Origin of the sequence: Paenibacillus sp. GCM10027626, assembly GCF_042676285.1 — a bacterium.
Classification (GTDB): domain Bacteria; phylum Bacillota; class Bacilli; order Paenibacillales; family Paenibacillaceae; genus Paenibacillus_Z.
The window spans coordinates 100,139-126,288 of the sequence record NZ_JBHTHC010000002.1; the positions used below are offsets into that span (position 1 = coordinate 100,139).

General features: G+C 50.1%; 26 protein-coding genes and 1 riboswitch. Of the genes, 24 read left to right on the forward strand and 2 right to left on the reverse strand.

Annotated elements, in window-relative coordinates:
* Positions 1-19: 19 nt before the first annotated feature.
* The 20 genes from ACFQ0N_RS04165 (at position 20) to ACFQ0N_RS04260 (ending at position 20,323) form a co-directional block, all read left to right on the forward strand.
* On the forward strand, positions 20-1,699 hold the full coding sequence (locus tag ACFQ0N_RS04165) for a spore germination protein (protein ID WP_379323136.1): 1,680 nt from the start codon (positions 20-22) through the stop codon (positions 1,697-1,699).
* Between the two features lie 139 nt (positions 1,700-1,838).
* Positions 1,839-3,179, forward strand: a complete 1,341-nt coding sequence (gene lysA / locus ACFQ0N_RS04170; protein ID WP_379323138.1) for a diaminopimelate decarboxylase — start codon at positions 1,839-1,841, stop codon at positions 3,177-3,179.
* Between the two features lie 178 nt (positions 3,180-3,357).
* The gene (locus ACFQ0N_RS04175; protein WP_379323140.1) at positions 3,358-3,783 is read left to right on the forward strand and encodes a peptidylprolyl isomerase; all 426 of its coding nucleotides are present in this window, start codon (positions 3,358-3,360) and stop codon (positions 3,781-3,783) included.
* A 541-nt stretch (positions 3,784-4,324) separates the two neighbouring features.
* Positions 4,325-4,508: riboswitch (FMN riboswitch) on the forward strand.
* 177 nt (positions 4,509-4,685) lie between these two features.
* A complete protein-coding gene (gene ribD / locus ACFQ0N_RS04180) occupies positions 4,686-5,768 on the forward strand; it encodes a bifunctional diaminohydroxyphosphoribosylaminopyrimidine deaminase/5-amino-6-(5-phosphoribosylamino)uracil reductase RibD (RefSeq protein ID WP_379323142.1) in 1,083 nt (360 codons plus the stop codon).
* A 4-nt stretch (positions 5,769-5,772) separates the two neighbouring features.
* Entirely contained in the window at positions 5,773-6,447 is a 675-nt protein-coding gene (ribE, locus tag ACFQ0N_RS04185) for a riboflavin synthase (protein WP_379323144.1), read from the forward strand.
* 19 nt (positions 6,448-6,466) lie between these two features.
* Entirely contained in the window at positions 6,467-7,681 is a 1,215-nt protein-coding gene (locus tag ACFQ0N_RS04190) for a bifunctional 3,4-dihydroxy-2-butanone-4-phosphate synthase/GTP cyclohydrolase II (RefSeq protein WP_379324245.1), read from the forward strand.
* 47 nt (positions 7,682-7,728) lie between these two features.
* On the forward strand, positions 7,729-8,199 hold the full coding sequence (gene ribH, locus ACFQ0N_RS04195) for a 6,7-dimethyl-8-ribityllumazine synthase (protein WP_379323146.1): 471 nt from the start codon (positions 7,729-7,731) through the stop codon (positions 8,197-8,199).
* Between the two features lie 65 nt (positions 8,200-8,264).
* Positions 8,265-9,047, forward strand: a complete 783-nt coding sequence (locus ACFQ0N_RS04200) for a segregation and condensation protein A (protein WP_379323148.1) — start codon at positions 8,265-8,267, stop codon at positions 9,045-9,047.
* Positions 9,016-9,609 carry an SMC-Scp complex subunit ScpB gene (scpB, locus tag ACFQ0N_RS04205; RefSeq protein ID WP_379323150.1) on the forward strand — a complete coding sequence of 198 codons (594 nt, stop codon included), beginning with the start codon at positions 9,016-9,018 and terminating at the stop codon, positions 9,607-9,609. Before ACFQ0N_RS04200 ends, scpB begins: the two co-directional genes overlap by 32 nt.
* A 104-nt stretch (positions 9,610-9,713) precedes the next feature.
* Positions 9,714-10,421: a DUF2953 domain-containing protein gene (locus ACFQ0N_RS04210; protein WP_379323152.1), complete on the forward strand. Its 708-nt coding sequence runs from the start codon at positions 9,714-9,716 to the stop codon at positions 10,419-10,421.
* A gap of 69 nt (positions 10,422-10,490) precedes the next feature.
* Positions 10,491-10,913: a GerW family sporulation protein gene (ytfJ, locus tag ACFQ0N_RS04215; RefSeq protein WP_379323154.1), complete on the forward strand. Its 423-nt coding sequence runs from the start codon at positions 10,491-10,493 to the stop codon at positions 10,911-10,913.
* 332 nt (positions 10,914-11,245) lie between these two features.
* Positions 11,246-12,439, forward strand: a complete 1,194-nt coding sequence (locus tag ACFQ0N_RS04220; RefSeq protein ID WP_379323156.1) for a D-alanyl-D-alanine carboxypeptidase family protein — start codon at positions 11,246-11,248, stop codon at positions 12,437-12,439.
* Positions 12,439-13,119, forward strand: a complete 681-nt coding sequence (locus tag ACFQ0N_RS04225) for a nucleoside recognition domain-containing protein (RefSeq protein ID WP_379323158.1) — start codon at positions 12,439-12,441, stop codon at positions 13,117-13,119. Before ACFQ0N_RS04220 ends, ACFQ0N_RS04225 begins: the two co-directional genes overlap by 1 nt.
* Positions 13,112-13,645 carry a spore maturation protein gene (locus ACFQ0N_RS04230; RefSeq protein WP_379323160.1) on the forward strand — a complete coding sequence of 178 codons (534 nt, stop codon included), beginning with the start codon at positions 13,112-13,114 and terminating at the stop codon, positions 13,643-13,645. Before ACFQ0N_RS04225 ends, ACFQ0N_RS04230 begins: the two co-directional genes overlap by 8 nt.
* A gap of 129 nt (positions 13,646-13,774) precedes the next feature.
* Complete coding sequence (locus tag ACFQ0N_RS04235; protein ID WP_379323162.1) at positions 13,775-14,515, forward strand: pseudouridine synthase; 741 nt, start codon at positions 13,775-13,777, stop codon at positions 14,513-14,515.
* A 93-nt stretch (positions 14,516-14,608) separates the two neighbouring features.
* A complete protein-coding gene (locus tag ACFQ0N_RS04240) occupies positions 14,609-15,142 on the forward strand; it encodes a redoxin domain-containing protein (RefSeq protein ID WP_379323164.1) in 534 nt (177 codons plus the stop codon).
* A 20-nt stretch (positions 15,143-15,162) separates the two neighbouring features.
* Positions 15,163-16,836: a cytochrome c biogenesis protein ResB gene (gene resB, locus ACFQ0N_RS04245; RefSeq protein WP_379323166.1), complete on the forward strand. Its 1,674-nt coding sequence runs from the start codon at positions 15,163-15,165 to the stop codon at positions 16,834-16,836.
* Positions 16,833-18,092 (forward strand): cytochrome c biogenesis protein CcsA, encoded by a 1,260-nt coding sequence (gene ccsA / locus ACFQ0N_RS04250; protein WP_379323169.1) that lies wholly within the window; start codon positions 16,833-16,835, stop codon positions 18,090-18,092. Before resB ends, ccsA begins: the two co-directional genes overlap by 4 nt.
* 32 nt (positions 18,093-18,124) lie before the next feature.
* Positions 18,125-18,841 carry a response regulator transcription factor gene (locus ACFQ0N_RS04255; RefSeq protein WP_379323171.1) on the forward strand — a complete coding sequence of 239 codons (717 nt, stop codon included), beginning with the start codon at positions 18,125-18,127 and terminating at the stop codon, positions 18,839-18,841.
* Between the two features lie 3 nt (positions 18,842-18,844).
* Positions 18,845-20,323 carry a HAMP domain-containing sensor histidine kinase gene (locus tag ACFQ0N_RS04260; RefSeq protein ID WP_379323173.1) on the forward strand — a complete coding sequence of 493 codons (1,479 nt, stop codon included), beginning with the start codon at positions 18,845-18,847 and terminating at the stop codon, positions 20,321-20,323.
* Between the two features lie 109 nt (positions 20,324-20,432).
* Here ACFQ0N_RS04260 and serA read toward each other — a convergent pair whose 3' ends face one another.
* Positions 20,433-22,025 carry a phosphoglycerate dehydrogenase gene (gene serA, locus ACFQ0N_RS04265; RefSeq protein ID WP_379323175.1) on the reverse strand — a complete coding sequence of 531 codons (1,593 nt, stop codon included), beginning with the start codon at positions 22,023-22,025 and terminating at the stop codon, positions 20,433-20,435.
* A 528-nt stretch (positions 22,026-22,553) separates the two neighbouring features.
* Here serA and ACFQ0N_RS04270 point away from each other — a divergent pair.
* Positions 22,554-22,880, forward strand: coding sequence for a rhodanese-like domain-containing protein (locus tag ACFQ0N_RS04270; RefSeq protein WP_379323177.1), 327 nt, complete (start codon positions 22,554-22,556; stop codon positions 22,878-22,880).
* A 90-nt stretch (positions 22,881-22,970) separates the two neighbouring features.
* On the opposite strand, the gene ACFQ0N_RS04275 is transcribed toward ACFQ0N_RS04270, so the two are convergent.
* Positions 22,971-23,897 (reverse strand): hypothetical protein, encoded by a 927-nt coding sequence (locus ACFQ0N_RS04275; protein WP_379323179.1) that lies wholly within the window; start codon positions 23,895-23,897, stop codon positions 22,971-22,973.
* Between the two features lie 138 nt (positions 23,898-24,035).
* On the opposite strand from ACFQ0N_RS04275, the gene ACFQ0N_RS04280 reads away from it, so the two are divergent.
* From ACFQ0N_RS04280 to ACFQ0N_RS04290, 3 genes are all read left to right on the forward strand, one after another.
* Positions 24,036-24,629 carry a CPBP family intramembrane glutamic endopeptidase gene (locus ACFQ0N_RS04280; protein ID WP_379323181.1) on the forward strand — a complete coding sequence of 198 codons (594 nt, stop codon included), beginning with the start codon at positions 24,036-24,038 and terminating at the stop codon, positions 24,627-24,629.
* Between the two features lie 82 nt (positions 24,630-24,711).
* Positions 24,712-25,572, forward strand: a complete 861-nt coding sequence (locus ACFQ0N_RS04285) for a metallophosphoesterase (RefSeq protein ID WP_379323183.1) — start codon at positions 24,712-24,714, stop codon at positions 25,570-25,572.
* Positions 25,573-25,667: 95 nt separating this feature from the next.
* The gene (locus tag ACFQ0N_RS04290; RefSeq protein ID WP_379323185.1) at positions 25,668-25,949 is read left to right on the forward strand and encodes a hypothetical protein; all 282 of its coding nucleotides are present in this window, start codon (positions 25,668-25,670) and stop codon (positions 25,947-25,949) included.
* Positions 25,950-26,150 lie beyond the last annotated feature (201 nt).

Sequence of the window (26,150 nt, forward strand, 5' to 3'; positions counted from 1 at the left end):
ATGAAAGGAGAACTTAACGATGGCAACGATGAACAACGGTTCCGGCAAGGATGAAGGCGGCATTAAAGAGACCGGCAGCGATGTGCCGTCTTCTGTTTTCCGGCAGCCGATCAAGCTTGATCATTTGCAGCAATTAGAGGAAGAAGCGCCGGAAGTATTGCATGATCGCTATGAGCCGCTGCTGATCGCCGCACGAAAAAAAGCATCATCTCAGGAGCCGAAGCCGGAGCATGTTCCGATTCCAGATACGATTGAGGGCTATATTGCCAAGCTGGAGTCAGATGTTGGCTATATGGTCAGCTTTGACGTCGTTGTGCGGGAGATGACGTTCTGCAATAAAAAAACGGCATTGTTCTTTATGAATGGCTTTGCTAAGGATGAAATATTGACGGAGGTGCTGACTAGACTAACGTATTTGGAGCCCGGGGATTTGAATGCGGATGCTTTTCTAGCTTTTTTGCATCACTATGTACCGGCCATCCAAGTGACACAGGAATCGGATTGGAACAATATGGTGACCAATGTGCTGGCTGGAGGAAGTGCCTTATATGTAGATGGCGAGCCGACAGTTCTACTTATTGACGCTAAAAATTTTCCGGCACGCGGGCCTGAAGAGCCTTCATTGGAACGGGTGGTGCGCGGCAGCCGCGACGGCTTTGTAGAAACGCTGCTGGTCAATATTACGCTTGTACGCAGACGGCTGCGCGACAAGCATTTGCGTTACGAAATTGTCCGCGTTGGTGAAAGAACACAGACGGATCTGTGTATTGCGTACATAGACGATATCGTTGACAGTCAGCTGCTCGAAGCGATTCGACACAAAATCTCCCTGGTGGAGCTCGACGGTTTGCCGCTTGCCGACAAGCAGCTGGAAGAGGCGACTGTAAAGCGAGGCTGGAGCCCGTTTCCGCTTGTGCGTTATTCGGAACGCCCCGATGTAGTGGCTGCTCATCTGCTGGAAGGTCATGTCGCCGTTTTCGTCGATACAACGCCAAGTGTCATGATTTTGCCAACGACCTTTTTTGACCACGTTCAGCACGCGGAGGAAAATAGACAGACGCCGTTTATCGGGACTTATTTGCGATGGGTTAGATTTCTGGGTGTATTTGCTTCCCTTTTTTTGCTGCCGCTTTGGTTTTTATTTACACTGAAGCCGGAGCTGAAGCCGGCCATGCTCTCTTTTATCGGCGCGGAAAAAGCAAGCAAGCTCCCGCTCATCGCCCAGTTTTTAACGGCGGAGGTCGGTGTAGACTTGATGCGGCTTGCCGCGGTGCATACACCGGCGCCGCTCGTTGCGGCGATGTCGATTATATCAGCCATTCTGATCGGCGACGTTGCGGTCAAGACGGGCTTGTTTGTCAATGAGGTCATTTTGTATATGGCGGTGGCTGCCATCGGCATGTATGCAACGCCAAGCTATGAACTCGGTCTTGCAAACCGGATTGTACGCCTGCTCCTCCTTATTGCGGTAGCAATTTTCAAGGTGCCGGGCTTTATGCTCGTCACGATGGGGGTAATCGTAATGCTGGCGACGGAACGTTCATTCAATCGTCCCTACTTTTGGCCGCTTATCCCGTTTGATCTGAAAGGAATGCAAAACTTGTTCATCCGTCCGCCTGTACTGCAAAACCGTACACGCCCGAATTTGCTCAAGCCGAAGCAGATGGACAAGATGCCTAACAACGATAACCCCAAATAATTGTATACAAATAATACAAAGGAAATGCTGATTTATCCATTTCGCGCCATCCCTTATTTGTTGTATACTAAAGCTAATTGGCATTCAACCGTATTTTAGCATACAGTAAAAGGTTGAAAGATAAGGGAAGGGGTAAATCATGCAGCATTTACATGGAACAAGTACAATTAACGCTCGCGGACATTTAGAGATCGGCGGCTGCGATACAGTGGAATTAGCACAAAAATTCGGAACGCCTCTTTATGTAGTCGATGAAGCGCTCATTCGTCAGCGCGCACGGGAATATGTCGAGGCCTTTCAGGCGTCGGGCTTGAAGTTTCAGGTCGCCTACGCAAGCAAAGCATTCAGCGTCATGGCTATGTGCGTCATAGCCGAACAAGAAAATCTATCGCTGGATGTGGTGTCGGATGGCGAGCTCTATACGGCGCTGCAGGCTGGCTTTCCCGCTCAACGCATTCATTTCCACGGCAACAATAAGACGCCGGATGAAATTAATATGGCGCTCGACGCCGGCATCGGCTGCTTTGTTGTCGACAACTTCGTCGAGCTGCAGCTTTTGAACACGCTGGCTGGCGATAAAGGGAAAAAAGTGAACGTGCTGCTGCGGATTACGCCTGGAGTTGAGGCTCATACCCATGACTATATTTCGACCGGGCAAGAAGACTCCAAATTCGGGTTCAATCTGGCGGACGGCGCCGCTTATCAAGCGATTCAGGAAGCGGAAGAGCTGCCGCATCTTCAATTATTGGGCGTGCATTCCCATATCGGCTCACAAATTTTTGAGGTCGACGGCTTCGAGATCGCTGCAGCTAAAGTAGCCGAATTTGCGATTAAAGTGCGCGCTGAACTGGACATTACGTTCAAGGTCATTAACTTGGGCGGGGGCTTTGGCATCCGCTATACCTCTGAAGATAAGCCATTGCCTGTAGGTGAATATATTGCAGCAATAACAGGAGCGATCAAGTCGAACTTTGGCAAAGCGGGCTATCCGCTTCCGGAAATTTGGGTTGAGCCTGGCCGCAGCATGGTAGGGGAAGCGGGCACTACGCTGTATACGATCGGGACAAGCAAGACTATTCCAGGCGTACGCAAGTATATCGCCGTTGACGGCGGCATGACCGATAATCCGCGTCCGGCGCTTTATGAGTCCAAATATGAAGCGATGATCGCCAATCGCGCCAATGCTCCGCTTGAGGAGACGGTTACGGTAGCCGGCAAATGCTGCGAGAGCGGCGATAAGCTCATTATCGATTGCCAGCTGCCAAAAGCAGAAATCGGTGATCTGCTCGCTGTATTCAGCACAGGAGCCTATAACTACGCTATGGCCAGCAACTACAATCGGATTCGCCGACCGGCTGTTGTTTTTGTTAAAGATGGCGAAGCGGATATTGTTGTGCAGCGGGAATCTTTGCAGGATATTATCGTCAATGATGTTATCCCTGCGCGGATGAAGCAGCAAGCGACGACTGCTGTCAAGTAAAGCAACGTAAATAAACAGATTGCTGTGCCTCGTGGCTTTCGGTGTATTGCACCGACAGAGGCACAGCTCTTTTATTTGGCGGATTGTTCGTGCTATAATGGCAATGTTTGCTTCTTGTACTGTGAATGGAAACGATACTCTGTATCGATAATTATTTTGTGAAGGGATGGATCTACAAATGGCAAAAACAGCAAAAATTAAAATGGCAAATGGAGCGGAGATCGAACTGGAGCTGTTTGACAAGGACGCGCCTAATACGGTAGCTAACTTCGAGAAGCTGGCCAATGAGGGCTTTTACAACGGCCTGACTTTTCATCGCGTCATTCCCGGCTTTGTAGCTCAAGGGGGCTGCCCGCATGGCACCGGTACAGGCGGACCTGGATATACGATTAATTGCGAAATCAACCCTAATAAGCATGAGCGCGGAACTCTTGCGATGGCGCATGCCGGCCGCAATACAGGCGGCAGCCAGTTCTATATCTGCTATCAGCCGCAGCCGCATCTGGACGGCGGGCACACTGTATTTGGCAAAGTAACCAAAGGCATGGAGCATATCGATGCATTCCAGGGCCGCGACAAAATGGAAACAGTGGAAGTTGTGTAAGATTCAGAGGGACGTCCTTCGGGGGCGTCTTTTTTGATTTCATTACAAGTTTCCAAGCTCAGCCGAAAAACAAAGGAGAAGGGATATGCGCCCTTCTCCTCAAGTAAGATTTATCTTTTCCGCATACGAGACTCGCTTTCAGAACTTTGCCATTGTCCGCTATGCCAGCTGCCTTGAGACATATGGTGCATAGGGTGCATATGATGGTAATGGTGATGATGGTGATGGTGTACATGATGATGATGCATCTCATGAGTGTGCATCTCATGATGATGCATCTCATGATGATGCATTCCGTCAGGACGCTGCGGTTGAGCTTGAGGTGTTAAAGCCAATGATAATCACTCCTTAAAGTTGTGTTCATGCTAATGTATTCGAAACGGGCAATTAGGGATGCTTGCCCGTATTAAATTGGGCATTGATCTAGCACTTCTGGGCAGTTTGCCGGACCGTAGATCCGCTGAGATGAAAATTCTTGCTTTTTTTGATTTCGAGTGATAAGATTGCAGTCAACGTTAGTTACTTTCCAATAAAATAATGCAACTTTCTTCGGGGCAGGGTGTAAATCCCTACCGGCGGTGATCAAGAGCAGCTGCTTTTGTCAGTCCGTGACCCGGCTCGCTGCCGCAATCGTCCAAACGATCGCGGCCGTATAGATCGGCGAGACGGTGGACCTGGTGCAAATCCGGGACCGACAGTTATAGTCTGGATGGGAGAAGGAAGGATAGCATGCTAATATCAATCTGCCAGTACTGCGATTCTTGTTCTTTTTTTCACAAGGAACGCAGGCTTATTTGGATATTTTTTGGCATGCTTCATTCACTTTTACCATCACTCCGTCGGCTGTATGCGACAAGGGGTGATTTTTTATTTCTGCGGCAGTTTTAAGTGACGAGTTTTACATGCAGTACGCCCTGCAGCTTGCGGCTGGAGCATCGGGACAGACGGATATTAATCCGGTTGTCGGCTGTGTTGTCGTCAAGTCAGGGCGCATTGTAGGGCTGGGAGCGCATTTGCGCCGCGGTGAAGGCCATGCGGAGGTGCATGCGCTGCAAATGGCCGGAGATGAGGCGGAAGGGGCAACCGTCTATGTGACGCTTGAGCCCTGCAGCCATTTCGGGCGGACGCCGCCCTGCAGCAATCGGCTGGTTGCCGCCAAGGTAGCAAGAGTAGTGGTAGCTTGTCAGGATCCAAATCCGCAGGTTGCCGGCAGAGGCCTGGCTCAATTGCGCGCGGCAGGGATCGAGGTTAAGGCCGGAGTGCTTGAGCAGCAAGCGCAGGCCTTGAATGAAGCGTTCAACAAGTACATTGTTACGGGCTATCCTTTTGTTACGTTGAAGACGGCGATGACGCTCGACGGGAAGATTGCTTCATATACGGGAGACAGCCGTTACGTAAGCGGCGCTGCGGCGAGGGAAAAAGTGCACGCGATGCGGCATCGGCACAGCGCAATTATGATCGGCGTCGATACAGCCATCGCCGATGATCCCGAGCTTACGACAAGGCTGCCCGTACCCGGCCTGAACCCGGCCCGCATTATTGCAGATTCGCGGCTCAGGCTGCCGCTTGATGCCAGACTGCTGAAGGATAAGGCCGCCCCCGTCATAGTATTGACGACTGCGCAAGCTTCGGAGCATGCCAGACGGCAGCTCGAACAGCAAGGTGCGCGCGTCCTGGTGTGCGGAGCGGGGCCGCATGTTGATCTTGATGCGGCAATGAGGCAGCTGGGCCAGCTGGAAATATCCTCAATTTTGCTCGAGGGGGGCGGCAAGCTGAGTGGAGCGATGATTGAGCTGGGTTTGGTGGATAAGCTCGTATTGTTCATTGCCCCAAAGCTAATCGGCGGAGAGAATGCGCCAGGCGCCTTTGTATTTCAGGGCTTCGAGCGGATGGCGGACGCAGTGCCGCTTGAGCGGATGCAGGTGGAACTGCTCGGCGGAGATATATGTGTGACCGGTTATTTGCCAAAGCGGAAGGAGCAATAAAGCGATGTTTACCGGACTGATTGAAGAAGTGGGGCGTTTGCAGCATGTAAGCAAGCAGGGAGAATCAATGCGGCTGGTGATTGAAGCAAAAGCGATTATGGACGATATGAGAGTTGGCGACAGCATTGCGGTTAATGGCATTTGTTTGACGGTTACGAACTTTGAGCGGGGGCTGTTTGCAGCAGACGTTACACCGCAGACATACCGCTTTTCCAATCTGCACGCGCTTCGCCCGGGAGACCCTTTAAATCTGGAGCGCGCTATGGCGGCGGGCGGGCGGTTTGGCGGCCATATCGTTCAGGGACATGGAGACGGTACAGCCCGAATTTTGAAACGTGGGCCGGAGGGCAATATGGTGGTCTTTACTTTCGAAGCGGATCATTCCTCCTTAATGCGCTATATCGTACCGCAAGGCTCTATAACGATAGACGGCGTTAGCTTGACAGTAAGCGGCTGCGGCGAACAAACCTTCTCCGTAGCGATTATTCCTCATACATGGAAGGCGACTGCTCTCTTTTTCAAAGACGCAGGCAGCCGGGTGAATGTGGAGTGCGATGTTCTGGGCAAATATGTCGACCATTTACTGCAAACGCGTTTCGGTCCCAGCCAGTCTTCGACAGGGGGAACGGACAAGGACCGATTGTCGGCGTCATTTTTGGCAGAGCACGGATTTTTGTGAAACGGAGGGATAGCAAGTGATGACAGAGGAAAAGTGGGTTTTTGATACAATTGAGGACGCCTTGACGGATCTTTCTCAAGGAAAAGCCGTTATCGTTGTCGATGACGAGGATCGGGAAAATGAGGGCGACTTGATAGCGCTGGCTGATTTTGCTACTCCGGAAATGATCAATTTCATGATTACGGAGGCAAAAGGGCTCGTCTGCGTTCCGATTCCGCAGGAGCGTGCCGAGCAGCTGGAGCTGCCGCCGATGGTAGCGCACAACACCGACTATCACGGGACGGCCTTTACGGTCTCGGTCGACCATATCTCGACCACAACAGGCATTTCTGCAGGCGAGCGCTCATTAACGGTCAAGGCGCTCATCGATGCTGCCGCCGATGCGGCGAGCTTCCGCAAGCCGGGGCATATTTTCCCTTTGATCGCCAAAGAAGGCGGAGTGCTGCGGCGTGCTGGTCATACGGAAGCGGCAGTCGATTTGGCCAAGCTGTGCGGGGCCCGGCCGGGCGCGGTTATTTGTGAAATCATTAAAGAGGACGGCACGATGGCCCGCTTGCCCGATTTGCTGGAATTTAAAAAACGGCACCGGCTGAAGCTCATTGCCATTCGTGATCTGATTCATTACCGCAACCAGAAGGAACGTTTGGTAGAGCGGGTTGTAGAGGTCAATATGCCGACAGATTTCGGGCAGTTCCAGGCGGTTGCTTATACGAATAAAGTGGATGACAAGGAGCACGTCGCGCTGGTAAAAGGAAAGATCGATCCGGAGAAACCGACGCTCGTGCGGGTGCATTCGGAATGCTTGACCGGCGACGTTTTCCATTCCCGCCGCTGTGATTGCGGCCCGCAGTTTGCAGCAGCGCTGCAGCAAATTGAGCGGGAAGGCAATGGGGTGCTGCTTTATATGCGCCAGGAAGGCCGCGGAATCGGTCTGATTAACAAATTGAAAGCCTATCAGCTGCAGGAGCAGGGATTCGACACCGTTGACGCGAATATTAAATTAGGATTTCCTCCTGATTTACGTGAATACGGGATAGGCGCTCAAATTTTGAAGGATATCGGCATCCGCAAGATGCGGCTCATGACGAACAATCCGCGAAAGATTCGCGGCCTGGAGGGCTATGGGATCGAAGTGATTGAACGGGTGCCCATCCAGATGCCCGAACGCGAGGATAATGCTGCATATTTGCGGACGAAAAAGGCCAAGCTCGGCCATATGCTTCATTTTGAGTAATGACAAACGGGTACAAATTCATTTACAATTCGGAGGAGAGAATCACTATGCCACATATTTATGAAGGACATTTAGTTTCAGAAGGCTTGCGCTACGGTGTTGTTGTTGGAAGATTTAACGAGTTTATTTCGAGCAAGCTGCTCAGCGGCGCATTGGATGCATTCAAGCGCCACGGAGCTGAGGATAGCGAAATCGAAATTGCCTGGGTGCCAGGCGCCTTTGAAATTCCGTTAATCGCCCAAAAGATGGCGGAAAGCGGCAAATATGACGCCGTCATAACGCTTGGCGCCGTCATTCGCGGTTCAACGCCGCATTTTGATTATGTGTGTAATGAAGCTGCCAAGGGAGTAGCCGCCACAGCGCTAAAGACAGGCGTCCCTACCATCTTCGGCGTGCTCACTGTGGATACAATCGAACAAGCGATTGAACGTGCGGGTACAAAGGCCGGCAATAAAGGCTGGGAGGCCGCAGTTACTGCGATTGAAATGGCGAATTTGACAAAAGTGTTGTCTCAATAAGTCCAGCGGACGGCTGGCGGCGAGATAGCGGGAACTATTAAGAGAGAGGCGTGAGCAGTACCCTTATGGCGGTGACATATAAACTGGAAGCATTCGAAGGCCCGCTTGACTTGCTTCTTCACCTGATCGACAAGGCGGAGATTGACATTCATGAAGTGTCCATCAGCGAGATTACCGATCAATACATGGACTATCTGGATGCCATGCAGCAATTGGAGCTTGAGGTAACCAGTGAATTTTTGGTCATGGCAGCAACGCTGCTGTTTATTAAGAGCAAGCAATTGCTGCCAAAGCCGCCGATCATCGAGGATGAGTTCGATGAGATGTGGGAGGAAGAAGGCCTTGATCCGCATGATGAGCTGATTGCCAAGCTGGTCGAATACCGCAAATACAAACAAATTGCTGAACAGCTGCGAGATTGGGAGCAGGAACGAAGCTTGGTCTTTACGAAGGAAGCGGAGGATCTTACGCCTTATATGCCGGTCATTCCGGACAATCCGGTGCGGGGCCTTCATCTTGATGATTTGATCAAAGCTTTTCAGAAGGCGATGCGCAAGGTGTCGCGGCGCAATATTGTGGCAACTATCCATCGGGATGAAATATCAGTGAAAGATCGGATTCGCGATATCGTCGATGTGCTGCGTGAATATGAGACGGTGCGGTTCTCCAAGTTAATTCGCGAGGAAATGGGCCGCCATGAGATTGTCGTGACTTTCCTTGCCCTCCTGGAGTTAATGAAAATTAAACATATCCGTTGTTTTCAAAATCAGTTATTTGACGATATCGTGATTCATTGGAGAGGGGAAGCGGCAGAAAGTGGATTACTCGAAATTGAAGACAGTTATTGAAAGCTTGCTGTTTATGGCGGGAGACGAAGGATTGAGCGCCAAGCAGTTGGCCGACATATTGCTGCTTGATGCCCCCCTTGCCGATGAACTGGCGCGAGATTTAATGAAGGAGCTGAAACGAAAAAAACGCGGCATTCAAATGTCGCATGTAGCCGGTTCCTACCGTCTGACGACAAATCCGGATCATGCGCCTTATTTTGAACGGATGGCCTATACGCCAACGCGTTCCAGTCTTTCGCAAGCGGCGCTTGAGACCTTATCGATTATCGCTTACCGCCAGCCTATTACGCGCATTGACATTGAAGAAATACGCGGCGTAAAGAGCGACCGGGCACTGCATTCACTGATTGTGAAGGATTTAATCGAAGAAGTGGGGCGGGCCGAAGCGATCGGCAGGCCAATTTTATATGGCACGACGAAATCTTTTTTGGACTATTTTAATTTATCAAGCCTGGCTGCCTTGCCTGAACCGAATATGGTTGAGGATGAATCGCTTGAAGAACGGACACAGCTCTTGTTCGAAAAGCTCGAAGGCCGCCAAATGACAATTGACGAAGCATAGTATGCATGGAGACTTGCCTGCAAGGTCATACTAAATCCGTGAATAACCGAATCCTTTTCACCCTTTTTTCACTGAAAATGGATTCTGCAAGGGGGAATGCACCCATGGGTTATCTGTACGGTTGGTTGATCTTCGCGGCAGGTCTTTTTTTTGTGCTGCTCATGATCGTAATGCTGTCCCCGCTTAATGTCGAATGGACGGCGAGCCGAATAAATCACAATGATCATGCGGAAATGCATATTCGCGGCTTATACGGCTTCATCAATTACAATTGGAAGCTTCCTGTGATCCGGCTAAAAGGGCTAGGCGTTGAACTAAAGCGGGAATCGGGAACAAAGTCTCCCTTTCATGGCGATGAGCAGTCCATCGTAAAGCATATCGACAAGGATACGGTGCTGCACGCGATTGATGAGATGAAGCAGTTGGCAGACATGACGGAGGATTTACTGCGGTGGGCCAAATTTACTGTGTCGCATATAAAGCTTACCGAGTGGCGCTGGCGATCGGCGATCGGGTCAGGCGACGCTGTATGGACAGCGATGCTTACAGGAGCTGCGTGGTCAATTAAAGGGGCCTTCCTCGGCGTGCTGTCGCAATTGGTTCGTTTACAGGCGGAGCCGCAGATCGCAGTTCATCCTGTTTATAATCAAAATCATTTTGAATCCGAGCTGCATACAAAAGCGACGATGCGATTTGGCATTGCGACAGCTGCCATTATTTTTCTGCTGTACCGCATTGTGCGGACAAGCGGCGTTCGCGCGCTATTTTCCTTAGAAAGTGTTCGCCGCACCTTGAAATCGCTGGCTACATAATGCTTAGGATGCAGGGGAATGATACAGAAGGCCATACATTGCGAGCAATTAAAGGAGGAAAAAGTACCGATGGCAGATCATCCGATTCAAGGACTCATGAAAACATCAATGGAAAACCTTAAAGAAATGATTGACGTTAATACGATTATTGGCGATCCTGTCCAAACCCCTGATGGTGACGTGATTATGCCAATATCAAAAGTTTCTTTTGGTTTTGCTGCTGGTGGCAGTGATTATGGAATGGACAATCAAAAAAAAGAAAATGCTACAGTATCTCTCCCATTTGGTGGAGGTTCTGGCGGCGGTGTTACAATTACACCTATCGCATTCCTTGTGGTTGGCTCCCATGGGACTAAAGTCGTTCCATTAGATAATCAAACACATCTCATTGACCGTGTGATTGATTATATGCCTAGAGCAATGGATATGATTCAGGAAGCATGCAGACCAAGCCAACAACAGACTCAGACATCAGGGCAAACTTCAGTGTAGTTGGGTCAGAATCATTAAGATTATCATTCTAGTAATCAGCTAACCTAAGAAGCAAAGAGAAACTGCTCGCTTAAAGAGCGGTTTTTCTTTTTCTTGATTGTAATTTATAAGTTTCACTCGATAAATTGTATAAAATTTCAGGGGAAGAACTTGCCTCGCGCCAAGGACGGCGTCAGCCGTTTCTTCTCAAAAAACTCGGACATTTTCGGGCGTTTTCCAGGTATGTGAGTAGTTCGGAACTGCCCCGGACATAACTTTAATTTGTTTTCATATAATGTACAAGACCCGGCGCACTCCGCGGGCGCCCGATTTTATAAGGAGGAAATGCAGCAATGAGAGTAATCCGGAAAAACAGTTGGCTCCTGGGCATAGTAATCGCACTTTTATTGCCAAACGCGCATGTAGCGGCTGAAGTGCCGAATGATGTGCCCAATCATGCAAAAGCGGCAGCATTGATCGATGTCGAATCGGGTAGGTTGCTCTATAGTAAGGAAGGAGACACGCCAATGCGCATTGCCAGCTTAACGAAAATTATGACGGCGATCGTCGCAATTGAGCACGGCAAGCTGACAGATAAAGTGAAAACGAGCAAACGGGCATTCGCCAAAGAAGGTTCATCAATTTTTTTAAAGCTTGGAGAAGAGATGGAATTGGAGACGATGCTGTACGGGCTGATGCTGCGTTCAGGCAACGATGCAGCTACTGCTATTGCGGAGCATGTAGGGGGCTCGGAGGAAGGATTCGTCTACTTGATGAATGAAAAGGCAAAAGAACTGGGCTTGACGAACAGCCATTTTATGAATCCGCACGGCTTGGATGCAAAAGGTCATTATTCTTCAGCTAACGACTTGGCAAAGATGACGGCGTATGCTCTGCACAATCCCACTTTTAAGGAAATTGTCAAAACAAAAGTGAAAAAAGCGCCTAATCCTCACGAGCCGTGGGATTATGAATGGACAAACAAAAATAGAATGCTGCAAATGTACGATGGCGCGGATGGAGTAAAGACCGGCTATACAAAACTGGCCTTGCGCTGCCTCGTTAGCTCCGCTACCCGTGACGGACAGCAGCTGGCTGCGGTAACGATCAATGACGGCGATGACTGGGCCGATCATAAGCGGATGCTCGACTGGGGCTTTGAAAATTTCCCGCTGCAAGAGGTGGCTCAAAAAGGTCAAGCAATTAACGGCCATCCGCTGGAAATTTCCCGCACGCTGCGATATCCGCTGGCAAAAGGTGAAAAGGAACAGCTTCGTTCCAAGCTTATTTTAACGAAGACTCGTTCAATGGATTACAAACTTGGCGAGCGCGGCACGATTGAGTGGTATATCGGAGATAATAAAATAGGGGTTACGCCTGTAAACGAAAAAGCGGCCCCCGCCAAGCCACAGGCAAAAGCGCAGACAAAGGCGCAGGCAGCGATTGTTCGCCATGAAAGCAGCGGGCAGCAGCCGGAAAGCCTGCCTTTTGTTACAGTAATGAAACTTGTGCTGACCACCTTGTTTGGAGGAGAGGAGACGGCATAATGGTAAATTATATATGGTTGTTTTTTATTGCAGCCAGCTTTGTAGCGGCGCTAATTAACGGCCGGATTGAAGTGCTCACGGAAGCGGCCTTCAAGGGGGCGGAAAGCGGTGTTACCGTAAGCTTCGGTTTAATAAGTGTGATGGTGTTTTGGCTGGGCTTAATGCGGATAGCGGAAGATGGCGGGCTGCTGCGCAAGCTCGCCGTGCTGCTGCAACCTGTTGTCCGCTTTTTATTTCCGGATGTGCCGAAAGGCCATCCGGCGCTCGGCTATATTATGAGCAACATGAGCGCCAATATTTTAGGGCTGGGCAATGCTGCGACTCCGATGGGGATTAAAGCGATGCAGGAGCTGCAGAAGCTGAATCCGGACAAAACGACTGCCACCCCCGCGATGTGCACGTTGCTCGCCTTAAATACCGCAAGCATTACCCTTGTGCCGACCACGTTAATTGCTATACGCATGACCTACAATTCGGCACACCCCGCCGAAATTGTCGGTACGACCCTAGCCGCGACGATAATCGCCACGGCCGCGGCCATTTTGGCCGACCGCTGGTACAGATTCCGCTCCGGCCCGCCCGCGGATATAGACAGCAAGAAGCGAAGACGACGCAATCAAGCCGTTAAGCGGATTCGAAAGGATGGAACGAACGGCGGAGAGGGTGAGGCCGTTGTATGAATGGATTACAATAATTTCGGCGTGGACAATCCCCTTTATGATTGTGTTTATTCCGCTTTATGCGGCATTTAAAAAGGTACCGGTGTATGAAACGTTTCTGGAGGGCGCCAAGGAGGGCTTCGGAACGGCGATAAATATTATCCCCCATCTGGTCGGCATGATGGTTGCCATTAGTATGTTTCGCGCCTCCGGGGCGATGGATTTGCTTTCAGCCCTTATTCGTCCTGTATTTGATCAATTCGGCGTTCCGAGCGAAATATTGCCGCTTGGCATGCTTAGGCCATTAACGGGGGCAGGCTCGCTTGCCTTTACGACTGAGCTCATAAAAACGTATGGCCCGGATTCGATGATTGGCCGCATTGCCTCGACTATCCAAGGAAGCACGGATACGACGCTGTACGTGTTGACTGTATATTTTGGCGCTGTCGGCATTCGCCGCAGCCGTTATGCGCTGAAGGTAGGATTATTCTCGGATTTAGTCGGATTTATTGCTGCTATTTTTATTTGTCTTTACATATTCGGATAATGGCGAGGGCCCCGGTAAGTCTCGTGTTTGCAGCTGCAAGCGCGAAGCGAACCGGGGTTTTAATTCAAACATTAGCAAATAGTGATTTCCTGTCGATTTTGGGGTATGATGAATGATGAGGTGAAATTATTGGAACGATTACAGAAAATTTTGGCGCAGGCCGGGGTTGCGTCGCGCCGAAAATGTGAAGAACTGATTTTATCCGGACAAGTAGCTGTCAATGGAGAGACGGTAACGACTTTGGGGGTCAAGGCGGATCCGGAGGCTGATATCATAACGGTTGGCGGCAAGCCGATCAAGAGCGAGAAAAAGCTGTATCTCGTGATGAATAAACCAAAAGGTGTAATTACAAGCGCGAGCGATCCGCATGGCCGCAAAATCGTGTCTGATTACTTGCCGGGCATCAAGGAACGGGTCTACCCGGTAGGAAGACTTGATTATGACACTGAAGGCCTGCTCATTTTGACGAATGACGGTGACTTTGCCAAGATGCTTACACACCCCAGCCATCAGGTGCCGAAAACTTATTTGGCGACAGTAAGAGGAATTCCGCACGGCAATGCCTTGGAGAAGCTGCAGAACGGAATCAAGCTCAAGGACGGAATGACCGCTCCGGCAGAGGTTGAGTACCAGGACGTAGATCCGGAGCGGAAGCAGGCGACCATTCGGATTACGATTCATGAAGGGCGCAACCGGCAGGTGCGGCGGATGTTTGAGGCGATTAATCATCCGGTGTCGCGCTTGAAGCGGATCAAGTACGGCGAGCTGAACTTGTCGAATTTGGCCCGCGGCAAGTACCGGCATCTGACGGCGCAGGAAGTCGAAGATTTGAAGAAAATCGCAACGAAGACACATAATATTCAAAAATAACGAGTGGCGGCAATCTAATTGCCGTCCAGTTTTCGTTATAATGACAATTGGAATGCTAAAGAAGAACGAGAAGGGCGGTGACCTTGCAAACCTATGAAAAAAAACCGCAGATTAGTTCAAATTATTGTGCTTTTTGCTGTCGTTCTGCTTGGTGGCTATACAATAGGCAATGCGGTATTCGGCTCGAAGGACGATTTGCCGAAAATCGGCGAACGGCCGCCAGATTTTGCATTGCTTGGCACCGATAATAAAACCCATCGTCTGGCCGATTACGAAGGGAAGGCGCTTGTCATTAATTTTTGGGGCAGCTTCTGCCCGCCATGCGTGATCGAAACACCCGAATTTCAGCGGCAATATGAGAAATGGCAGGCTCAAGGAAAACCGTTCGAAATTATAGGCATCAACTTGAGCGAGGATCAGTTGACGGTTAACAATTTTGTGGAAAAATTCGGGCTGACCTATGATATATTGCGTGATCAGCGCAATAAGATTGAAAGGCTTTATGGCGTACGCTCCTATCCGACGACCTTTTTTGTGAAGCCGGACGGAAGCATTATGGATATTTATGTAGGCGGATTGACCGAAGAGGAGATTGATAGGCGCATTGAGAAATTGCTGCAGTTCTAAAGTTTGGGAGGTCTGTGCAGTTGTTGTCATTTGAAAATACGAAATGCGAGTGCGGCCACCAAAACCCGGTAGGAACCGTTCTTTGCGAAAGCTGCGGCAAGCCTTTATCCGAGGAGCTCGCCGCGCAAACTACGCCGCTTGAAATGCGCTACGACGGGGTGGCGCGACGGTCGCAAAAAAGCAATCCGAATTTTATCGACAAAGTATGGAATTTCTTTTCCTCCGTCAAGGTTGCAGTGCGCATGATTATCATTACACTGCTGGCGGCGATCGTCGGCACCATTTTTACGCAGGAAAACGCCTTTGTTTCCTTCGATCCGGCAACCTACTATGAAGAGAAATACGGCTGGATCGGCAAATGGTACTATACGCTGGGACTCTCTAATACATATGAGTCCTGGTGGTTTAGAGGTCTGCTCGTTATGATCGGCGCTTCGCTCGTCATCTGCAGCCTCGATCGGGTGCTGCCGCTCTATCGCGCGCTTAACAAGCAGCAGACGCGGAAGCATATGCAATTTATAATGAGGCAAAAAACCGTCTATTCCGGGGAGGTGGCCAAGGGCGGGCAAGCGGCCGACAATTGGATTGACGATGTGGAGAAAGAATTGAAGCGGAAGCGTTACCGGGTCAAAAAGGACGGCCAGGCGCTGTTCGCTGAAAAATCAAGGTTTAGCCGCTGGGGCCCTTATATTAACCATATCGGCCTGATTGTCTTTTTGCTCGCAGCCCTTCTGCGGACGATTCCGGGCTGGACGATGGACAATTATGTATCGGTCCAAGAAGGAGAGACGGTTCAAATCCCGGGCACTGATTATTTTGTGAAAAGTGAGAAGTTTACGGTCGAATACTACGGGAAGGACGAGCTTCCGCAGCAGCTGCAAGGCACGATGCGGGCCAAAAAGTATGAGACGCAGGCTGTTCTTTACGAATGTACGGGAGATTGCAACGATCCGCTGCTGCAGCCTAAGCTGCAGGAGGTCGCCAAACAGCATATTCAGGTAAACGAGCCTTTGTCGTTCAACGGTCTGAAATTGTACCAGTACAGCTTTGACGACACGCCCAAGCTGCACGCTGTGAACCCGGTCCTGATCGATCATCAAACAGGCGAAACCTACGGCCCTTTCCGTCTGTCGATGCGGGACCCGGACACTGCGTTTAAGCTTGGTCCCTACGAGCTGCTGCTAAGATCAAAGTTTATGGACTTCACTATTGATGCTAGCGGCGAGCCGGCTTCCAAATCGCCGAATCCGAATGCGCCTGCTTTTGCCTTTGTCATTAAGGGGGGCGATCTTCCTGATACAGGCGAGCCGTATATGTATTTCCCGAAGCAAACGGACAAGGCGCGCTTCAGCCAAGATGCCATTAACGGCAAAATCGGCGAAAGATTTGAAATTAAAGTGCCGTCCATGGACGGCATCGAGTTCGAAGGCGCAGTCTCGGTGTTAAATATTCGGATGGATTATGCGATGCCTTATATATGGATTGGAGCGGGAATTTCGATGTTAGGTTTGCTGATGGGCTCCTATTGGCAGCATCGCCGGATCTGGCTGCGAATTGATAACGGGCGGGTTTCGCTGGGCGCTCATACGAATAAAAACAATTACGGCATGCGTGCCGAAGTTGCCGCAGTATTGAACAAAACTGGGCTGAACGTAGAGCCGAAGTCGCTCGATAACGGAGGGAACCAATCGTGAATTTGGTGGAGTTTAGCAGCATTGCCTTCATTGCTGCCTTCTTTCTTTATTGTTTTGGGTTTTTGTTTTACGGGGTAACGGTAATGGGGAAGAAGTTCAGCAACCGCAAGCCGGAGGAGCATCAAAAGCGGTGGAGCCGCATTGCTTTCGTCACTTCCATAATCGGCTTTGCCGCTCATCTGACCTTTTTCTTCACAAGGTGGATTGGCAGCGGCCAGATCCCGACCAGCAACATGTATGAGTTTATGACGTTTCTGGCGATGATGATTATGCTTGCCTTCATCATTACGTATGCCATTTACCGCAAGCCGCTGCTGGGGCTGTTCTCACTGCCGCTGACGGTCATTATCGTCGCATTAGCAGCCGTATTCCCGCAGGAGGTGCAGCCGCTTATTCCGGCCCTGCAGTCGATGTGGCTGAAGGTCCATGTGACGACAGCCGCGCTTGGTGAAGCTTTTTTCGCTGTCGGCTTTGCCGCAGGTCTGATGTACTTGTTAAGAGTCGTCAATTTTAAGTCAACCGATAAAGCCGCTCGCCGGGAACAGCGCTGGGTGGAATTTTGTCTCTATGTTATTATAGTTATTATTGCTTTTGTAGGCACAGTTTTTGCCTTCAGAGGCGCGCATTATCAAGCTTCCTTCAAACAAGAAATATCGGTGATTAGCAGCACCGGGCAGGAGAGCACTTCGGTGGAGACGGTCGAGTATACGTTGCCGCCGATCTTCAAGCCATATAACAGTGAAGTCATCGAAATGAAGCCGTTCCTCGGCATGAAGGAGCCGCTGCTGGAAACGCCGGTATGGATGAAGGGTGTCAATGCCGGGCGGAAGCTGAACACAATCGTATGGTCGATTATCGTCGGTACGATTTTGTACGGCATTGTCCGTTTGGCGCTGCGCAGGCCGATCGGTGCAGTGATTCATTCCGGCATGGGCGATATCGATCCGGACGATCTGGACGAAATCAGCTATCGCACGATTGTGATCGGTTACCCTATCTATACGCTTGGGGCGCTTATTTTCGCAATGATCTGGGCCTATATCGCCTGGTCGCGCTTCTGGGGCTGGGACCCGAAAGAGGTATGGGCACTTATTACATGGCTCTATTACACAGCTTACTTGCACCTGCGCCTGTCGCGCGGCTGGCACGGCAAAAAGTCGGCATGGCTTGCCGTTATCGGCTTCGTTGTCGTCATGTTTACACTCATTGGCGTCAACCTGGTGCTTGTCGGTTTGCACTCTTACGCAGGCGCTTAAAATTTTTGAACAGATGAAAGGAGTCGGATCGTATGGCTGAACAGGCACATCGCATTCTGGTAGTAGATGATGAGGAACGGATTCGCAGATTGCTGAAGATGTACTTGGAAAAAGAGGGCTATGTCATTCAAGAGGCAGAGGATGGGGAAACGGCTATCCGGCTGGCGACCGGCAGCGACTTTGATCTTATTTTGCTCGACGTCATGTTGCCCGGAATTGATGGTATTGAAGTTTGCTCCAGACTGCGGCAAGTAAAAGCGACCCCGGTCATCATGCTGACGGCTAAGGGCGAGGAGATGAATCGCGTCCAGGGCTTTGAGGTCGGAGCAGACGATTATGTAGTGAAACCATTTAGCCCGCGTGAGGTGATTTATCGGGTAAAAGCGATTTTGCGCCGCTCGTCGGCAACGGCCTTCCTTTCCAAAGAGGCGCTCACCAGCAACAACATTGTGTTTCCACATTTGATCATTGAGCATGATGCGCACCGGGTGATGGCAGGCGGCCAGGAAGTGAGCCTGACTCCTAAGGAATATGAACTGCTGCATTATTTGGCGATTTCACCGGACAAGGTCTTTTCGAGGGAAGAGCTGCTGAAAGACGTTTGGAACTATGAGTTTTTCGGCGATCTGCGTACTGTAGATACCCATGTGAAGCGTCTGCGGGAAAAGCTGAACAAGGTTTCGGCCGATGCGGCGGCGATGATAACTACAGTTTGGGGCGTCGGTTACAAGCTTGAGGTGCCTAAGTAATCCATGCTGACAATGCTATGGCGCAGTGTTGTCGGCAAGCTGTGGATGACCATTATCGGGCTGGTGGCGGTCGTGCTGCTAAGCCTCGGCATGTTCCTGCTGCAATATATCGATGTTACCTTTAGTGATCGATCGCATGATGTGAAGGTGCTGTTCGTCTATACGGCGATTATCGGCTTCTTGCTTTCCACATTTTTTGCCTTTTTTCTGTCTACCAAAATAACGCAGCCGCTGCTGCAAATGAAAAAAGCAGCCGATTTGATTGCTCAGGGTAACTATGAGACTCGGGTTATGATCCGCTCTACAGATGAAATCGGCGATTTAGCCAACACCTTCAACCATATGGCGAGCGAATTGGGCACGTTGATCCGCGATTTGAACCATGAGAAGGATCATCTGTCGAGCGTATTGCGAAGCATGGCCGATGCCGTCGTTACTTTCGATGCTGAAGGGCAAATTATTTTGGCGAACCCGCCGGGGCAATTATTGCTTGAAAGCTGGAATGATCTGCAATGGTCAGAGGATGCTGCGGCGATCGGGGAAGAGAAGGCGGACGAAGGAACTGCTGCTTCTGGCGAGAGCCGCATCAGCCAGGTTCCCGGCCCGCTTCGCGAGCTCTACAGCGCCGTGTTGCGAGAAGGACGGGACATGACAGACAAAGTTCATGTTCAGAGCGGGGTCTGGTCGCTAGTCATGGCACCGTTGAAGTCGAATGACACTGTCCGCGGGGCAGTGGCGGTCATGCGCAACGTCACGGAAGAATCCAAGCTGGAAAAACTGCGGCGCGATTTTGTCGCCAATGTGTCGCATGAAATCCGTACTCCGCTATCTATGCTGCAAGGATATAGCGAGGCTCTCCTTGATGATATTGCGGCTTCGCCTGAGGAGCGCCAGGAGCTGGTCCAGGTCATTCACGACGAATCGCTGCGAATGGGCCGGCTAGTGAAGGATTTGCTTGATCTTGCGCGAATGGAAGCCGGCCATATCGAGGTTAAGCTGGAGCCGGTAGATATGACGGCCTTGCTAAAGCGGGTGCATCGCAAGTTTATCGCTTATGCCAAGGAACGCGGCAATGTGCTGACCTCCAGCTTGCCAGAGGAGCATCTGGGCATTGAAGCCGGCGATGAGGATCGTCTGGAGCAGGTGCTTACCAATTTGCTCGATAATGCTTTGCGGCATACGCCGAGCGGTGCGGAAATTGAGCTGTCGGCGCGCTACGGGCAAGTAGAAGGCAAGCCGTTTATCGAAATAAAAGTACGGGATGAAGGCCATGGAATCCCGTCCGAGGATTTGCCTTATATATTTGAACGGTTTTACAAAGCGGATAAGGCGCGCAAGCGCGGTGCTGCTTTAGGAGGTACAGGCCTCGGCCTTGCTATCGTTAAAAATATTGTTGAAGCCCATTACGGCCGTATATACGCTACGAGCTCGGTCGGCAAAGGAACGGAGTTTACGCTGCTGCTTCCTGTCGAAGGGCCATAGAAAAAGAAGAGCGCTCCTTATGAGGAGCGCTCTTTTTGTTGAAAGAAACCGACTAATCTTGTTGTACGTGAAACATTTTTGTTTTTGAGCAGCCTTTATCGCGCGGCCATTAAGTCAATGTAATTTCTTTGGCGCTGTTAAGATCGGACAATGTGACCAGCTCCGAAAGCACTGCTTTAGGAACGGATTTATCGACTCTAATCAGCATAATCGCCGATCCGCCTGCCAGTTGACGGCCGACCTGCATCGTGGCGATGTTGACATCGTTGCTGCCCAGCAAGGTGCCGACGCGGCCAACGATACCAGGCTTGTCAAAGTGCGAGACAAGAATGATATGTCCTTCCGGATCGACATCGACCGGGAATTTGTCAACTTGCACGATACGCGGGCCATAGCCTGTCAACAGGGTGCCGGATACTTGGCGCGTTTCCTTCTTCGAACGCAGTGTGACGGTCACCAGATTGGTGAAGTCCTTCGCTGTGTGCGAAGTTTGAATAACGACGTTGACGCTGCGCTGCTTGGCCAAATGCATCGAGTTAACGACATTGACTTGGTCCAGGCCAAGATGGTGCGCCATAACGCCGCGGACAATGTAGCGCGTTAACGGTTGAGTGTCGACTTCGGCTAGTTCGCCGGAGTAGCTGACCGTAATCTCTTCGATCGCGCCTTCGGTAATTTGTGCCGCGAAGCTGCCCAGTTTTTCCCCGAGTCCGAAGTACGGCTGCAGTTTATTCCGGACGTTGGCCGGAATTGGCGGCATATTAACAGCGTTCATAAATGGCTTGTCCCGCAAAATATTCAGAACTTGCTCTGAAACGTCAATGGCGACATTTTCTTGCGCTTCTACTGTCGAGGCGCCCAAATGCGGTGTCACGATAATTTTAGGATGCCCGAGGAACGGGTGATCCGCTGCCGGCGGTTCTACTTCAAATACGTCAAAAGCAGCTCCGGCAACGATGCCCTGATCGATGGCTTCGACAAGCGCCTGCTCGTCGATAATGCCGCCGCGGGCGCAGTTGACGATGCGCATTCCTTTTTTCATCACTTCAAATTGCGGGCGTGAAATCATATGACGAGTCTCAGGAGTAAGCGGAGTATGGACGGTCATAAAATCGGCATTGCGTATAATCTCTTCTACAGTGGAAAGACGGACGCCAATCTTTTCGGCGCGCTCTTCCGTCAAGAACGGATCGTAGCCCCAAATTTCCATACCGAACGCTTTGGCGCGTTTTGCAACCTCGCTGCCGATCCGGCCCATGCCAAGGACGCCGAGAATTTTGTTCCGCAGCTCCACTCCGAGGAAGGATTTGCGATCCCATACGCCGCCGACAGTTTTGTGATAAGCTTGCGGAATATGGCGGGCTACAGCCATCATCATGGCAAACGTATGCTCACAGGTCGTGATCGTGTTGCCGTCGGGAGCGTTAATAACGATAATACCGCGCTGCGTAGCAGCCTCCAGATCGATGTTATCGACGCCAACGCCGGCGCGGCCAACAACCTTCAGCTTTTTGCCGGCATCCATAATGCGCGCTGTGACACGCGTTTGGCTGCGGACAAGCAGTGCATCATATTCTCCAATAATTTCAACCAATTCATCTTCACTCAGACCTGGCTTTTTGTCGACAATAACATCAGCCGCATCAGCAAGCTGTTGTATCCCCATATCGCTAATCGGATCAGATACAAGCACTTTAAACATAAACATGCCTCCTAAAAGTTTTGTTGAGCGTAATCTTCCTCGAAGTCTCATCGAAACAAAACTTACTTCGGAAGGATCGGCTCAGTTTTGTTGAGCATAATCTTCCGCGAAGTCTCATCGAAACAAAACTTACTTCGGAAGGATCGGCTCAGTTTTGTTGAGCGTAATCTTCCTCGAAGTCTCATCGAAACAAAACTTGCTTCGGAAGGATGGGCTCAGTTTTGTTGAGCGTAGTCTCATCGAAACAAAATTTGCTTCGGAAGGATCAGCTCAGTTTTGTATGTAGAAGCGAAAAACCCCCGCCCTCCGCTCATGAAGCAAAAGCGGGACGAGAGTCGGTTCTCGGGTTTAAGGTTCCTCTTGCTCGCCTTGGTGTCGAACGTTGAGGAATATTAGACTGTGATGACGATACGGACGTTTCTATTTTAATGCAACACTGTGGAAGAATGCAATGCCGAAACTTGCCCAATTGTGAAATTTTCGTTATGATCAAGGGCAAGAACAGGCGATTGGCAGGGATTAAAGTCGATGGAAAACTGGGAAGATATTGAACCTCAGCAATTGGCGGAGCTTCTAGCAGCTGAAGCAATCGAACGCGAGCAAATTTTCGATGTGCGAGAAAGGCATGAATATGATTATTATCATCTTGATGGATCTGTCCTAATGCCTACAAGTACGTTTATCGAACGCTGCAATGAGCTCCCTCAAGATAAGCCGCTATACATCATTTGCGCTCACGGCATTCGCAGCGTGGCGGTCTGCCGTTATTTAAGCGGGAGGGGCTACGACAATTTGCATAACGTCATTGGCGGTATGGCCGCTGTCGCAGCGATATACGGTTTCCAGTACGATTAATCAAGAGAGCCTTGAAACCGGGTTTTTAGCTGGGTGATGATTGCGAAGCGGGGCTGTCTCCTCGTCTATAGGAGACAGCCCCGCTTCAATTCATTCCTGCTCGGGATAGAAGAAAGGAAGCTGCGGCAACAATTCATTGTCATACAGACGTGCCTTGCTGTTGCCGAAGTCCCCGGCACGCACTGCCTTGGTGCTTATAAGCAGGTCGATGATTGCGTCGATCGTTTTAATTTTCATTTTGCTGGCTTGTCCGGATAAGATGAACTCATCGATTCGCGCGGTCAAATCATGCGGCAAAAAGGCGGTTAATTGATTGCGCGCCTTTATTTGCTCGGCAGCAAGCTTGTTTTTCACCGTTAGCGGGAGCTTTTTCCAAGCGCTAATCTGCAAAATATTTTTAACTTCATATTGATCGGGAATATCGCGATTGACGGAGGAGCTCCATTTTTGCATGGAGGTGTAATATTTCATCTGCCCGGTTAAGATGTGTTTTACCCCTTCGTTGTAATGCTGATTGTTGTTTATCGTATTCAGAACGCTGGAGCTTTTCGTCCGGTTGGCATTATTTTTCACCTGATCTGCAGCCGTGCCTAGCGCCTTCATGCCCTTCATCAGCTCCACCTGAGCCTGTCCGAGCAGCGGTGAGGATTGTGGCTGGGCAGCCCGGGAGGCTTCTGTATATTTGCGGTCGGCAAGGCCGGACAGTTCCTTTAAGGCGGCTGCCGGATCGGCGAGCTGTCCTGCGGCAAGCTTGGTCATCGTCTGTACCCATGCATTCTGAAATTCACGATAGGGCAAATATACGGTATGATAGAATGAAACAAGATCCTGCTGCTGATAAGCTAGGGCGCTGGCGCCGCTGTTGCTGCTGAGATGTTTCGTTTGTTCGATAAATTTGGCTTCTGTCTTGTCAGAGCCAACCTTGATCCCGTAAAAGAAAGCACCGACAGCAAGGACGAGCGTGAATAAGAATCCAATACTAAAAAGTAATTCGGTTCGTGCCAGTCGTTTCTCCATAGCAATCTCCCTCGTTAGACAAATGTTGTCATTTTTCGAAATATAAGATGGCGGCTGTAATGCATCTATTGTCCTAGTTTAGTATAGGTGAAAATGTTGGAAAAGAAAATATACAACTTCAATGACAGGCGGTAACTTATGAAAAAATTCAACTTGGGCAAATTCAAGCTGCGCAAAGTGAACATCGATGAGATCGACGATAGAATGCTGCTTATCAATCTGTATGGCACTCAAGCACTTACTCTTATTATCGGCTTGATCTGGATATTTTTTCAGCATCAAAGTTTATTTTCATTGTTTGCCATTCCGAAAAACGTCAATTTTGTGTACTGGGTCTTAGGTCTTGGGGTTATAGTCCTAGCTGTTGATATTGCCATATCCCGATTTGTACCGGATGAGGTGGGAGACGACGGCGGGGTTAATGAACGGATCTTTAAAAACAGGCCGTGGTGGCATATTATTTTGCTCTCCTTTATTGTGGCGATTTGCGAGGAGACGTTATTCAGAGGCGCCATTCAGCATTCGATCGGTCCTTACTGGACAAGCATCTTGTTTGCGACCATTCACGTTCGCTACTTAAGGCACTGGATTCCGACAGGTCTTGTTTTTTCGATAAGCTACGGTTTGGGCTGGGCGTATGAACAGACCGGCACGTTGTGGACGCCGATTATTGCGCATTTTTTAATTGATGCCGTCATGGGGTTTATTATCCGTTACCGAAAAGAACGTTAATAAAAATGTAGACCGAAACAGGAAAAGGATCTTTACAGCATAGAATGGAATAAACGGATTATGCGATGGGGGAAACGGATAGATGTGGATTGCAATTCTGCTGCTGCTAATATTTTTGCCGGTTGGTCTGCTGCTTTATATGTTCATTTGCGCCTGTCGCGCCCGGCCGGATGTTCAGCAAATTGAGCTGGAAACATTGCCGGAAGCATTTGACGGGACTGCAGTTTTATTTATTTCGGATATTCATCGGCGAAAAATTTCTGCAGCGCTCGTAGAATCATGCATGAATTTGGGCAAAATAGATTTAGTGCTGATTGGCGGCGATCTCAAGGAGGCGGGGGTGCCGCTGCCGCGCAGCAGGCATAATGTGCGTATGCTGGCCAAGCTGGCGCCGGTATATATGGTATACGGCAATCATGACTACGATGATGATATTAGAGCTTTGGATGTTATGCTGCGCGAAGAGGGCGTCAGACTGCTGATCAATGAATCTGTCATATTGGAAAAGCCGAATGGCGCACGAATCCGATTGAGCGGAGTGGATGACCCCCATACAAAACGCGACCGGCTGGAGCAAGCGCTGGAGGCGGATGAGAAGGAGGCGGCGTTTACGCTGCTGCTCGCGCATGATCCGGTCATTATGACGCGAATCGATAAATTGCAGGACAAAGTCAGCGTGGATCTTGTGCTTGCAGGCCATACTCACGGAGGACAAATATTTCTTCCGTTTATCGGTTCGGTTTTTCGCTCTTTTTGGAACCGCGGCTGGTACTGGCCTAAGTCCGCCGGAGGCTTTGATACAGCCGGCAAAATCGTACATAAGCGGAATAAAGCGAGAATGTTTGTAAGCTGCGGGTTTGGAACATCCAAGCTGCCTTTGCGGTTCCGCGCCCCGTCTGAATATCATTTGTTCACCCTGCGATCCGCGGCCGGAAAAAAATAAAATGCTTCCCACTTCCTTAATTTGTGCGGGATGAGCCGATATTGCTAAGGCCACACTATGGATGCACGCATTAAGAATTAAGGAGGAAGTGCCTGATGAAATGGTCTTCATTTGTTATGGGCGGCCTAACGGGGATGGCAGCTGCCGTATTTTTATCAAGAAGACGCCCGGAATGGATCTCGCTCGCCGGATCAGCGGCCAGTGAGATGATGACAGGAAAATTCATGCGGAAAAAGAATGCGGCTATCCCAAAGCCTGCGCAAGCCTCGGCAAAAGGCTCCGCTGAGGCTTGGGATCAAATCCATGCTGTAGTCGAAAGCGATCCTGAATTAAATCAAGAAGTAGAGAAAATGCTCCAAGACAACAAAGCGCATTAATTTGCCTTGAATCGTCGAGCCAAGCATTCCCTTTTGCAAGGAAGCAGCGGCTCTACGATTCTTTTTTTGTCTGATCTAGTGCATTCCGTGTGTAGAAGTGATAACATAGGTACATAGCACGATTTTAGCACATATCTCTCTCTGCTTCATACGCTGTTATAACAGATCATGCCGCAATCAGCGCTTCGAAATCTGTTTTGC

Coding starts and splice junctions, on each gene's coding strand:
- lysA (WP_379323138.1), top strand. CDS start 1,839: ATGCAGCATTTACATGGAACAAGTACAATTAACGCTCGCGGACATTTA.
- ACFQ0N_RS04240 (WP_379323164.1), top strand. CDS start 14,609: ATGAAAAAAAACCGCAGATTAGTTCAAATTATTGTGCTTTTTGCTGTC.
- ACFQ0N_RS04270 (WP_379323177.1), top strand. CDS start 22,554: ATGGAAAACTGGGAAGATATTGAACCTCAGCAATTGGCGGAGCTTCTA.
- ACFQ0N_RS04260 (WP_379323173.1), top strand. CDS start 18,845: ATGCTGACAATGCTATGGCGCAGTGTTGTCGGCAAGCTGTGGATGACC.
- ACFQ0N_RS04190 (WP_379324245.1), top strand. CDS start 6,467: ATGACAGAGGAAAAGTGGGTTTTTGATACAATTGAGGACGCCTTGACG.
- ACFQ0N_RS04225 (WP_379323158.1), top strand. CDS start 12,439: ATGGTAAATTATATATGGTTGTTTTTTATTGCAGCCAGCTTTGTAGCG.
- ribD (WP_379323142.1), top strand. CDS start 4,686: ATGCAGTACGCCCTGCAGCTTGCGGCTGGAGCATCGGGACAGACGGAT.
- ACFQ0N_RS04220 (WP_379323156.1), top strand. CDS start 11,246: ATGAGAGTAATCCGGAAAAACAGTTGGCTCCTGGGCATAGTAATCGCA.
- ACFQ0N_RS04165 (WP_379323136.1), top strand. CDS start 20: ATGGCAACGATGAACAACGGTTCCGGCAAGGATGAAGGCGGCATTAAA.
- ribE (WP_379323144.1), top strand. CDS start 5,773: ATGTTTACCGGACTGATTGAAGAAGTGGGGCGTTTGCAGCATGTAAGC.
- ytfJ (WP_379323154.1), top strand. CDS start 10,491: ATGGCAGATCATCCGATTCAAGGACTCATGAAAACATCAATGGAAAAC.
- ribH (WP_379323146.1), top strand. CDS start 7,729: ATGCCACATATTTATGAAGGACATTTAGTTTCAGAAGGCTTGCGCTAC.
- ACFQ0N_RS04210 (WP_379323152.1), top strand. CDS start 9,714: ATGGGTTATCTGTACGGTTGGTTGATCTTCGCGGCAGGTCTTTTTTTT.
- ACFQ0N_RS04285 (WP_379323183.1), top strand. CDS start 24,712: ATGTGGATTGCAATTCTGCTGCTGCTAATATTTTTGCCGGTTGGTCTG.
- serA (WP_379323175.1), bottom strand. CDS start 22,025: ATGTTTAAAGTGCTTGTATCTGATCCGATTAGCGATATGGGGATACAA.
- ACFQ0N_RS04290 (WP_379323185.1), top strand. CDS start 25,668: ATGAAATGGTCTTCATTTGTTATGGGCGGCCTAACGGGGATGGCAGCT.
- ACFQ0N_RS04175 (WP_379323140.1), top strand. CDS start 3,358: ATGGCAAAAACAGCAAAAATTAAAATGGCAAATGGAGCGGAGATCGAA.
- ACFQ0N_RS04275 (WP_379323179.1), bottom strand. CDS start 23,897: ATGGAGAAACGACTGGCACGAACCGAATTACTTTTTAGTATTGGATTC.
- ACFQ0N_RS04280 (WP_379323181.1), top strand. CDS start 24,036: ATGAAAAAATTCAACTTGGGCAAATTCAAGCTGCGCAAAGTGAACATC.
- ACFQ0N_RS04255 (WP_379323171.1), top strand. CDS start 18,125: ATGGCTGAACAGGCACATCGCATTCTGGTAGTAGATGATGAGGAACGG.
- ACFQ0N_RS04200 (WP_379323148.1), top strand. CDS start 8,265: ATGGCGGTGACATATAAACTGGAAGCATTCGAAGGCCCGCTTGACTTG.